11 protein-coding genes are annotated in these 10,246 nt (G+C 68.7%); 3 read left to right on the forward strand and 8 right to left on the reverse strand.

Going from position 1 to position 10,246, the window contains the following annotated elements:
- Positions 1-190 precede the first annotated feature (190 nt).
- From V7Q42_RS20795 to phaR, 8 genes are all read right to left on the reverse strand, one after another.
- Positions 191-784, reverse strand: a complete 594-nt coding sequence (locus V7Q42_RS20795) for a nicotinate-nucleotide adenylyltransferase (protein ID WP_333826194.1) — start codon at positions 782-784, stop codon at positions 191-193.
- Positions 785-848: 64 nt separating this feature from the next.
- Positions 849-2,138 carry a glutamate-5-semialdehyde dehydrogenase gene (locus tag V7Q42_RS20800; RefSeq protein WP_333826184.1) on the reverse strand — a complete coding sequence of 430 codons (1,290 nt, stop codon included), beginning with the start codon at positions 2,136-2,138 and terminating at the stop codon, positions 849-851.
- The gene (gene proB / locus V7Q42_RS20805; RefSeq protein ID WP_333826185.1) at positions 2,138-3,259 is read right to left on the reverse strand and encodes a glutamate 5-kinase; all 1,122 of its coding nucleotides are present in this window, start codon (positions 3,257-3,259) and stop codon (positions 2,138-2,140) included. Before proB ends, V7Q42_RS20800 begins: the two co-directional genes overlap by 1 nt.
- 144 nt (positions 3,260-3,403) lie before the next feature.
- Positions 3,404-4,447, reverse strand: a complete 1,044-nt coding sequence (gene obgE / locus V7Q42_RS20810; protein ID WP_333826186.1) for a GTPase ObgE — start codon at positions 4,445-4,447, stop codon at positions 3,404-3,406.
- A gap of 75 nt (positions 4,448-4,522) precedes the next feature.
- On the reverse strand, positions 4,523-5,125 hold the full coding sequence (locus tag V7Q42_RS20815; protein ID WP_333826187.1) for a GNAT family N-acetyltransferase: 603 nt from the start codon (positions 5,123-5,125) through the stop codon (positions 4,523-4,525).
- Positions 5,126-5,300: 175 nt separating this feature from the next.
- Positions 5,301-5,573, reverse strand: coding sequence for a 50S ribosomal protein L27 (rpmA, locus tag V7Q42_RS20820; protein ID WP_333826188.1), 273 nt, complete (start codon positions 5,571-5,573; stop codon positions 5,301-5,303).
- Between the two features lie 96 nt (positions 5,574-5,669).
- Positions 5,670-5,978, reverse strand: coding sequence for a 50S ribosomal protein L21 (gene rplU, locus V7Q42_RS20825; protein WP_333826189.1), 309 nt, complete (start codon positions 5,976-5,978; stop codon positions 5,670-5,672).
- Between the two features lie 369 nt (positions 5,979-6,347).
- The gene (gene phaR / locus V7Q42_RS20830) at positions 6,348-6,953 is read right to left on the reverse strand and encodes a polyhydroxyalkanoate synthesis repressor PhaR (RefSeq protein WP_333826190.1); all 606 of its coding nucleotides are present in this window, start codon (positions 6,951-6,953) and stop codon (positions 6,348-6,350) included.
- Between the two features lie 395 nt (positions 6,954-7,348).
- Here phaR and V7Q42_RS20835 point away from each other — a divergent pair, with 395 nt between their 5' ends.
- From V7Q42_RS20835 to V7Q42_RS20845, 3 genes are all read left to right on the forward strand, one after another.
- Positions 7,349-8,524: an acetyl-CoA C-acetyltransferase gene (locus V7Q42_RS20835; protein WP_333826191.1), complete on the forward strand. Its 1,176-nt coding sequence runs from the start codon at positions 7,349-7,351 to the stop codon at positions 8,522-8,524.
- A 172-nt stretch (positions 8,525-8,696) separates the two neighbouring features.
- Entirely contained in the window at positions 8,697-9,422 is a 726-nt protein-coding gene (gene phbB, locus V7Q42_RS20840; RefSeq protein ID WP_333826192.1) for an acetoacetyl-CoA reductase, read from the forward strand.
- 108 nt (positions 9,423-9,530) lie between these two features.
- On the forward strand, positions 9,531-10,246 hold a 716-nt coding region (locus V7Q42_RS20845; RefSeq protein WP_333826193.1), incomplete at its 3' end, for an alpha/beta fold hydrolase.

A 10,246-nucleotide genomic window follows, 5' to 3' on the forward strand; every position in this document is an offset into this window, starting at 1 on the left:
GAATCACGTCAGTAGACGGTCGTCGAGGGCTATCCGCGCACAGGTCTCATGATACCGGGCTGATGAATTTCGGACTCGTCCGAAATTCATCAGCGTTACGGCCTGACCGGCCGACGCCCGTTCGGGCTTGCCATCGCCCATGAAGTTCTGAACAGGTCAGAACTTCATGGGCTCGGTATGAGAAGCTCGTTCAAGCGGTGAGGCCGCGCCGCCTCAACTCGGTCGACGACAGCGCCACCCGCGGGCCGTGCAGGAACACCCACGCCGGCGGATGGCGTTGCGCCAGGGTCGGCGCATCGATCTCGCGCAGGCGAAAATCCGCGAGCGCCTGCGCCGCCGGCGCATGCAGCGCGGCGAGCGACGCCTCGGGACGATCGACCACCGCGATCGGCACCGTCGCGGCGATGCGCCGCCAGTGTTGCCAACGGTGGAAGCCGGCGAGATTGTCCGCCCCCATCACCCAGACGAAACGCACCGACGGCGCCATACCGGCGAGCCGCTCCACCGTCCGCCACGTGTAGGGCGAGCCGAAACCGGCTTCGAGCGCGCTCACCACGATGCGCGGGTCGTCGAGGAGACGCCGGGTGGCGGCGAGCCGCCGTCCCAGGCTCGCCAGATCGGCCCGGCTCTTCAAGGGATTGCCCGGCGTCACCAGCACCCACAGCCGATCGAGCGCCAGCCGCTCCATCGCCGTGCGGGCGACGTGGAGGTGGCCGAGATGCGGCGGATTGAACGACCCGCCGAGCAGACCGATCCTCAGACCCGGCGCCGTCGGCGGGATCATGAGATCGGCGCGGGCCACCCCCTCACCCCAGACGGTCGTGCCGGATCGCGCCGCGTCGCTCACCTCAGGGCCTGACCTGTCCGGTGCCGCGCACCCGATATTTGAACGAAACGAGCTGATCGACCCCGACCGGACCGCGCGCATGCATCTTGCCGGTGGCGATGCCGATCTCCGCCCCCATGCCGAATTCACCGCCGTCGGCGAACTGGGTCGAGGCGTTCCACAACAGGATCGCCGAGTCGATCTCGTTCATGAAGCGCTCGGCGGTGGCGGCGTCGTCGGTGACGATCGCCTCGGTGTGGTGCGAGCCGTAGCGTTCGATGTGATCGATCGCCCCCTTCACCCCGTCGACCAGACCGACGGTGATGATCGCATCGAGATATTCGGTCGACCAGTCGACCTCGCTCGCCGGCACCGCGTCGGGCACCACCGCCCGAACCTCGTCCGACGCCCGGATCTCGCAACCCGCGGCACGCAGGGCGGCGATGATCGGCTTCAGGTGCGTCGCCGCGCAGGCGCGATCGACCAGCAGCGTCTCGGCCGCACCGCAGATGCCGGTGCGCCGCATCTTGGCGTTGACGACGATCTTCTCCGCCATGGCGAGATCGGCGGCCGCATCGACATAGACGTGGCAGATGCCCTCGAGATGGCTGAACACCGGGACGCGAGCGTCCTGTTGGACCCGCGCCACCAGCGACTTGCCGCCGCGCGGAACGATGACGTCGATGGCGCCGGAGAGACCGGCGAGCATCGCTCCGACCGCGGCGCGATCGGCGGTCGGCACCAGTTGCACCGCATCCTCCGGAAGGCCGGCACCGGCGAGCCCGCGACGCAGCGCCGCGACGATCGCCGACGACGAGCGCAGCGCGTCGGAGCCGCCGCGCAGGATCGCCGCGTTCCCGGCCTTCAGGCACAGCGCCCCGGCGTCGGCGGTGACGTTGGGCCGGCTCTCGTAGATGATGCCGACGACCCCGAGCGGTGTCGCCACGCGCTCGATGTGGAGCCCGTTGGGGCGGTCCCATGCGGCGAGCACCCGGCCGACCGGATCGCCGAGCGCGGCGATATCCTCGAGGCCCTTGGCCATCGCCTCGATGCGCTCCGGGGTCAGCGTCAGCCGGTCGATGAAGCTCGACGCCAACCCCTTGGCCCTGCCGTCGGCGACGTCGGCGGCGTTGGCGGCGAGGATCTCGGTCGTGGCGCCACGGATCTCGGTGGCCATCGCCCGAAGCGCGGCGTTCTTCACCTCGGTCGAGGCGACGGCGAGGCCGCGGGCGGCGGCGCGGGCGCGGGCGCCCATCTCCTCCATCAGGGCTTCGACGGTGACACCGTCCGTCACGCGAGCGATGTGGGTCATCATTCCCCCCTCAGCACCATGTGATCGCGGTGGATCAGCTCCTTGCGACCGGTATAGCCGAGAATTTCCTCGATTTCATGGGTCTTGCGGCCGAGCAGGGCCTTCGCCTCGGCGGCGTCCCAGGCGACGAGACCGCGCCCCAGTTCCTCGCCCGCCGGGCCGAGGATGCGAATCGCGTCGCCGCGCTCGAACTTGCCGTCGACCGCGGTGCAGCCGGCGGGCAGCAGGCTCTTGCCGGAGCGCAGCGCCCTGACCGCACCGGCATCGACCCTGACCGCGCCGCGCGCGTCGAGCGATCCGGCGATCCACTTCTTGCGCGCCGTCACCGGATCGGCGGCGGGCAGGAACCACGTCGACGGCTCCCCGGCCGAGATCGCGGCGAGCGGCGACAGACGCTTGCCCAGCGTGATCACCATGGCGGTGCCGCCATCCGTGGCGATCTTGGCGGCGTCGATCTTGGTCTTCATGCCGCCGCGCGACAGTTCCGACCCGGCGCCGCCGGCCATCGCCTCGATCTCCGGCGTGATCTTCTCGACCAGCGGGATGAGTTCGGCATTCGGATCCTGGTTGGGCGGCGCGGTGTAGAGACCGTCGATGTCGGAGAGCAGCACCAGACAGTCGGCGCCGACCATGGTGGCGACGCGCGCCGCCAGCCGGTCGTTGTCGCCGTAGCGGATCTCGGTGGTCGCCACCGTGTCGTTCTCGTTGATGATCGGGATCGCCCGGCGCTCCAGGAGCGTGCCGAGGGTGGCGCGCGCATTGAGATAGCGCCGCCGGTCCTCGGTGTCGTCGAGGGTGAGCAGCACCTGCGCGGCGATCAGCCCGTGCGTTCCGAGGATTTCGGAATAGGCCCGCGCCAGCGCGATCTGGCCGACCGACGCCGCCGCCTGGCTCTCTTCGAGCGCCAGCGCCCGCTTCGGCAGGCCGAGCCGGCCACGCCCCAGCGCGATCGCGCCGGAGGAGACCAGCAGGATCTCTCGGCCGTCCCGCGCCAGCGCCACCACGTCCTGGGCGAGGCTCTCCAGCCACGGCCAGTGGATGTCGCCGGTCGCCCGGTCGACGAGCAGCGCCGAGCCGATCTTGACGACGATACGACGGTAGTCTTCCAGGCGGCGGATCATGGCGGGCTTGTCCGGTGAAGAAGCGTCGCGATCACCGATCGCGAACCCTGGAACGGGGACGGCCGCACGGGATTAGGCGTGATCCGGCGACCGATCAAGCGCCGCGGCGACGAACCGACGCGACGCGAAGACGCGCACGACGCGTCACGGTCGCCACGGTTGCGCCGGGGAGGTGGGATGTTCGAGTTCCTCGGCGGCGTCGGCGCCGTCGATGGCGCGCATCACCGCGCGCAACGTCTTCTCGACGTTCTCGCCGGTCGGCGCCGAGAGCTCCAGCGGCACCCGCCGCGCCGCCTTCTTCAACGCCGCCGCCTTCTCCGCCCGTTCCTCGGGTAGGAGCGCGTCGACCTTGGTCAGCGCCACGATCTCCGGTTTCTGGGCGAGACCGCCGCCATAGGCCTTGAGCTCCTTGCGGATCACCTTGTAGGCGGTGGCGACGTCCTCCTGGGTGCCGTCGACGAGATGCAGCAGCACCCGGCAGCGCTCGACGTGACCGAGGAAGCGATCGCCGAGCCCGAGCCCCTCGTGGGCGCCTTCGATCAGACCGGGGATGTCGGCCAGCACGAATTCGCGCGCATCGACGCGCACCACGCCGAGACCGGGGTGCAGCGTGGTGAAGGGATAATCGGCGATCTTCGGCTTGGCGGCCGTCACCGAGGCGAGGAAGGTCGACTTGCCGGCATTGGGCAGACCGACCAGACCGGCGTCGGCGATGAGCTTCAGCCGGAGCCAGATCGTCTTCTCCTCACCCTCCTCGCCGGGATTGGCGCGACGCGGCGCCCGGTTGGTCGACGACTTGAAATGGTCGTTGCCGAAGCCGCCGTTGCCGCCGCGGCCGAGCAGCACCCGCGTCCCGACTTGTGTCATGTCGGCGATCACCGTCTCGCCGTCCTCGTCGAGGATCTCGGTGCCCTTGGGCACCGCGAGCACGACGTCGTCGCCCTTGGCCCCGTGACGGTTGCGGCCCATGCCGTGGCCGCCGGTCTTCGCCTTGAAATGCTGCTGGTAGCGATAGTCGATGAGGGTGTTGAGGCCGTCGACGCATTCCGCCCAGACGTCGCCGCCGCGCCCGCCGTCGCCGCCGTCGGGACCGCCGAACTCGATGAACTTCTCGCGGCGGAAGGAGACGCATCCGGCACCGCCGTCGCCGGAGCGGATATGGACCTTGGCCTGATCGAGGAACTTCATCGTCTCACCTCACCGGTGGCGGGCTCACCCGCCACCTCATTCTCGGGCGCGGCGGGTTCACCCGCCGTCACGCCCTCACGCGCTGCGCGCCTCGTCGACACGCTTCGACGCCCAGTTCTTCAGCGACATCCAGATCGACCGTTCCAGCCGGAAGCGGTCGATCGGCACCATGCCGCGATGATAGAGCGACGGCCCCATGCCCGACCCGGCGAACTGGAAACCGCACTTCTCCAGCACTCGCCGCGACGACCCGTTGGTCACCCGTGCCGTCGCCGCCACCGCGTCGACGCCGAGACGGCCGAAGGCGAGATCGACGATCGCCTGCACCGCCTCGGTCGCGTAGCCCTTGCCCCAATGGGGCCGGCCGATCCAGTAGCCGACGACGAAACGCTCGCCGTCGCGCGGCATCAGGCTGACCGTGCCGATGAACTCGTCGGTCTCGGCCTTGAGGTAGACGCCGAGATTGATCCGCCGGAGGCTCACCTCGATGTTGTCGATGTAGGCGTGGGCGTCGTCGAGACCGTAGGGGTGCGGCAGGATCGACAGGTTCTCGGCGATCGCGGCGTCGTTCGCCAGTTCCGCCATGCGCGCCGCGTCGGCCCGCGTCGGCCGGCGCAGCACCAGCCGCGGGGTTTCGAGCGTCAGGCTCGGATCGGGAACTTCGGGTGTCGTGCTCATCTCGAGCTCCTCCGGGGGATACCGTCGCTTGCGCGCGGAATGGGGCGGAAAAACGAAAGGGGAGGATGGTGTCCCATCTCCCCCGCTCGTTCGCCCTCGGAGGGCTTCGGAGATCAGCGACTTCGCGCCGCCGGGGTCTTCGGGACACCGGCGGATCGAAGGACCATTCGCCGGGTTACTCCGCAGCTGCCGCCGTATTCGGCGTTACGGAGATGTAGATGCGACCGTTGGCTTTGGCGTCGAAGCGGACGCGGCCCTCGGTGGTGGCGAAGATCGTGTGATCACGACCCATGCCGACGCCGGCGCCCGGATGCCACTTGGTGCCGCGCTGACGCGCGATGATGTTGCCCGGGACCACGGCCTGGTCGCCGAACTTCTTGATGCCGAGGCGCTTGGATTCGGAATCGCGTCCGTTGCGGGACGAACCGCCGGCCTTCTTGTGAGCCATCGTGGTGCTCCTTCTGTCTTCGCCCTTCGCGCGCCGATCGGCGTCCTGCGTCGGGGTCTCGTCTCATCTCGCCGGCCGTGGGGCCGGCGCTTCGGATCAGGCGTTGATCGCGGTGATCTTCACCTTGGTCTGTTCCTGGCGGTGACCTTCCTTGCGGCGCCAGCTCTTGCGGCGGCGCTTCTTGAAGATGATCACCTTCTTGGCGCGGCCCTGCTCGACCACGGTGCCGGAAACGGTGGCGCCCGCCACGGTGGGAGCGCCGACGACGGTGGTCTCACCGCCGACGAGAAGAACCTGATCGAACGTGACCGCATCGCCCGCCTCGCCGGCGACCTTCTCGATGGTGATCACGTCGTCGGCGGCGACCTTGTACTGCTTGCCGCCCGTCTTGATGACCGCGAACATGTATCTCTTACCTCGTTTTCGTCACGCGCCCTTCGGCGCCGTGCCGTCACCCGTCGAGACGGCCGTCTCGATGGGCTCCGATGCCCTCCACCACCGGTGGAACGTCCCGTCGAGCCTTCGCTCGGGCGGGTGCATCGTCGCACGGACTTGGAAACGACCGAAACCGGTCCTCGATCCACCCTCTCGGAAGATCCGGGAGGAGGGAGCGGGTCCGGTGGCCGTGAAAGCCTCGGGCAGCGCTGGAAGCCGGAAGATCCCGGCTCGTCGCGAATGGCCGGCAATATACGGAGAGGCCTCCGCTTGTCAACGAAAGCGGCGGAAGATTCCGTGCCGTCGACGTGACGTTCCGCCGGAATTCGCCCGAACGCCTCAGCGCTTGGCGGCGGCGATGGCGTCGAGCTTCTTCTGCATCTCTTCCATCTGCAGCTTCAGCCGATCGAGTTCGCTCGGCTGCGCCGGGGCCGCTTCCGCGGGCTTGTCCTCGCCGCGGGCCGCACCGGCCGTGGCGGCGCCGTCGCCCATCATCGCGCCGAAGGGCGAGAACATCCGCATGGCGCGCTCGAACATCTCGGTGTTGCGCCGGACCTGCTCCTCCATCGCCTCGAAGGCGTTGCCGGGGAAGGCATGGGACATCTGTTCGCGGAACTTGCCCTGCTCGCGCGTCAGACTGTCGATGGAGAACTCGAGATAGCTCGGCACCAGGTTCTGCATGCTGTCGCCGTAGAAGCGGATCAGCTGGCGCAGGAACGTGATCGGCAGCAGGTTCTGCCCCTTGTTCTCCTGCTCGAAGATGATCTGGGTCAGCACAGAGCGGGTGATGTCGTCGCCGCTCTTGGCGTCGTAGACCACGAAGAGCTCTTCGTTCTTGACCATCTCGGCCAGGTCCTCGAGCGTCACGTAGGACGAGGTCCCCGTGTTGTAGAGGCGCCGATTGGCGTACTTCTTGATGATCGTGGGCTCTTCGGTCTTGGCCATGTTTCTTCTACCGATCCCGTATTCGACGCGCTGCCGGTCCGAAAACGACGGTGTTCGGGCGTGCGGCGTCCTCCCGATCGCAGAGATTAGGTAGTTTCGCACCGCGAGGCCACAGATTTCGTGCACTGCGGGCGCTGCACCGCGAAAACATACGAAAGTCTGACGCGAAAAACCGTGAATCCGGGCTCGGATCAGACGGATTGCGGAGACGCGGAAGGGGTCGATCGCATTGACACGGGGAGGGTCCGGCGGCTCTATTCGCTCCGACGGTTCCGCCCCCCTCGAGGGGACGGAACGAGATCGCAGGTCACGACTCGAATCGATTCGAATGTCGCGGCAGAGTGGGCGATCGCAGGGTTCTCTCGCCCGAGACCCGATTTCGGAGGAAAATTGGAATGGCCAACGACGTCGTCATCGTCGGCGCGGCGCGCACGCCCGTCGGCAGCTTCTCCGGTGCTCTCGCCGGCGTTCCGGCTCATCAGCTCGGCGCCACCGCCATCAAGGCCGCTCTCGAGCGCGCCGGGGTCGCGGCGGCGGACGTGGACGAGGTGATCATGGGTCAGATCCTGTCCGCCAACGGCGGCCAGAACCCGGCTCGTCAGGCCGCCATGGCCGCCGGCGTGCCGCAGGAGGCGACCGCCTGGGGTCTCAACCAGCTCTGCGGTTCCGGCCTGCGCGCCGTCGCCCTCGGCCTGCAGCAGATCGCCAACGGCGATGCGAGCGTCATCGTCGCCGGCGGCATGGAGTCCATGTCGCAGTCGCCGCACGTCGCCCACCTGCGCAACGGCGTGAAGATGGGCTCGCTCGAGGTCGTCGACACGATGATCAAGGACGGCCTCACCGACGCCTTCCACGGCTATCACATGGGCGTGACCGCCGAGAACATCGCCCAGAAGTGGCAGATCTCCCGCGAGGAGCAGGACGCCTTCGCCACCGCCTCGCAGAACAAGGCCGAGGCGGCCAAGAAGTCCGGCCGCTTCAAGGACGAGATCGTCCCGGTCGTCATCAAGTCCAAGAAGGGCGACGTCGTCGTCGACACCGACGAGTTCATCCGTGACGGCGTCACCGCCGACGCGCTCGGCAAGCTGCGCCCGGCCTTCAACAAGGAAGGCACCGTGACCGCCGGCAACGCCTCCGGCATCAACGACGGCGCCGCCGCCCTCGTCCTGATGACCGCCGAGGAAGCCGCCAAGCGCGGCCTGAAGCCGCTCGCCACCGTCAAGTCGTGGGCGACCGCCGGCGTCGATCCGGCGATCATGGGCACCGGCCCGATCCCGGCCTCGAAGAAGGCGCTGGCCAAGGCCGGCTGGTCGGCCACCGACCTCGACCTCGTCGAGGCCAACGAGGCCTTCGCGGCGCAGGCGATCTCCGTCAACAAGGAGCTCGGCTGGGACACCTCGAAGGTGAACGTCAACGGCGGCGCCATCGCCATCGGCCACCCGATCGGCGCGTCGGGCGCCCGCGTCCTCGTCACCCTGCTCTTCGAGATGCAGAAGCGCGACGCCAAGAAGGGTCTCGCCACCCTGTGCATCGGCGGCGGCATGGGCATCGCCCTCTGCGTCGAGCGTTGATCCCGGCGGGAGCGGCCGCACGGTCGCTCCCCTCGTTCCTTTCGCCACCGCCGCGGGTTCACCCGAGCCCGCGGCGGGGCACCCCACCCACAAGATCCCGCCGAATTCCGACGCGCGAACCGTGGCCCGGTGCCCGAAGCGCGTTCCGTTCGGCCCAAAGACGGAGGAAACCATGAGCAGAGTGGCTCTCGTGACGGGCGGTTCCCGTGGCATCGGCGCGGCGATCTCGGTCGCCCTCAAGGCGGCCGGCTACAAGGTCGCCGCCAACTACGGCGGCAACGACGAGGCTGCGGCCAAGTTCACCGCCGAGACCGGTATCCCGACCTTCAAGTGGGACGTCTCCGACTTCGACGCCTGCGCCGCCGGCATCGCCAAGGTCGAGGCCGAACTCGGCCCGATCGAAGTGCTGGTCAACAACGCCGGCATCACCCGTGACGGCATGTTCCACAAGATGACCAAGGACCAGTGGAACGCGGTCATCGGCACCAACCTCAACTCACTCTTCAACATGACCCGTCCGATCTGGGAAGGCATGCGCGCCCGCAAGTTCGGCCGCGTCATCTGCATCTCCTCGATCAACGGCCAGAAGGGCCAGATGGGTCAGGTGAACTATTCCGCCGCCAAGGCCGGCGACCTCGGCTTCGTCAAGGCGCTCGCCCAGGAAGGCGCCCGCGCCGGCATCACCGTCAACGCCATCTGCCCCGGCTACATCGCCACGGAGATGGTCAAGGCGATCGATCCGGCCGTGGTCGAGAAGTCGATCCTGCCGCACATCCCGGTCAATCGCCTCGGCGAGCCGGAAGAGATCGCTCGCGCGGTCGTCTTCCTCGCCGCCGACGAAGCCGGCTTCGTCACCGGTTCGACCATGTCGGTCAACGGCGGCCAGTCGATGATCTGATCTCGGTATCCACCGAGTTGCGCGAGAGGGGGCCCGTCGGCCCCCTCTTTCGTTTTCGAGCCCGATCGTCGAAAGTCGGCGCGCGACGACCGAGACGAGGGAGTGACGATGTCGATGATCCTGCCGCACGTGGCGCGCGGACCCGAAGGCCGCCCGCCGATCGTCTTCCTGCACGGCTTCGCCGGCGACCGCGAGACCTGGCTCGGTCAGCTGATCCCGCTCGAGACCCGCCACCGGGTGATCGCCTTCGACCTGCCCGGCCACGGCGAGGCGCTCGACTGGCCGAAGATCGGCCACGCCGGTCTCGCCGCCCAGGCGGTGATCGATTCGCTCGCCGCCCTCGACCACCGACGCTTCCATCTCGTCGGCCATTCGATGGGCGGCGCCATCGCCACCATCGCCGCCTTCAAGCTCGCCGGCACCGGCGAGGTGGCGAGCCTCACCCTGGTCGCCCCCGGCGGCTTCGGCCCCGAGATCGACGCCCGCCTGCTGCGCCGCTTCGCCGTGGCGACCGAGGCGGCCGAGATCGAGGCCCTGAACGAACGCTTCTTCGGCTTCGAGACGGTGATCCCCCCCGCCGCCGTCGCCCGCATCGTCGAAGGCCGGCGCGACCCGCGCGTCTGCCCGACGCTCGCCCGCATCGCCGAAGCGATCCTCGACGGCGAGCGCCAGAAGGGCTTCGACCTCGCCCGTCTCGCCGACCTGCCCCATCCGATCCGCCTGATCTGGGGCGAGCAGGACCGCGTCCTGCCGATCCGGCAGTGCGAAGCCGTGCCCGGCGTCGTCGCCGTCCACCGCTTCCCCGGCGTCGGCCACATGCCGCA

The organism is Pinisolibacter sp. (genome assembly GCF_036782435.1).
In the GTDB taxonomy this organism is placed as follows: Bacteria; Pseudomonadota; Alphaproteobacteria; order Rhizobiales; family Ancalomicrobiaceae; genus CALBKH01.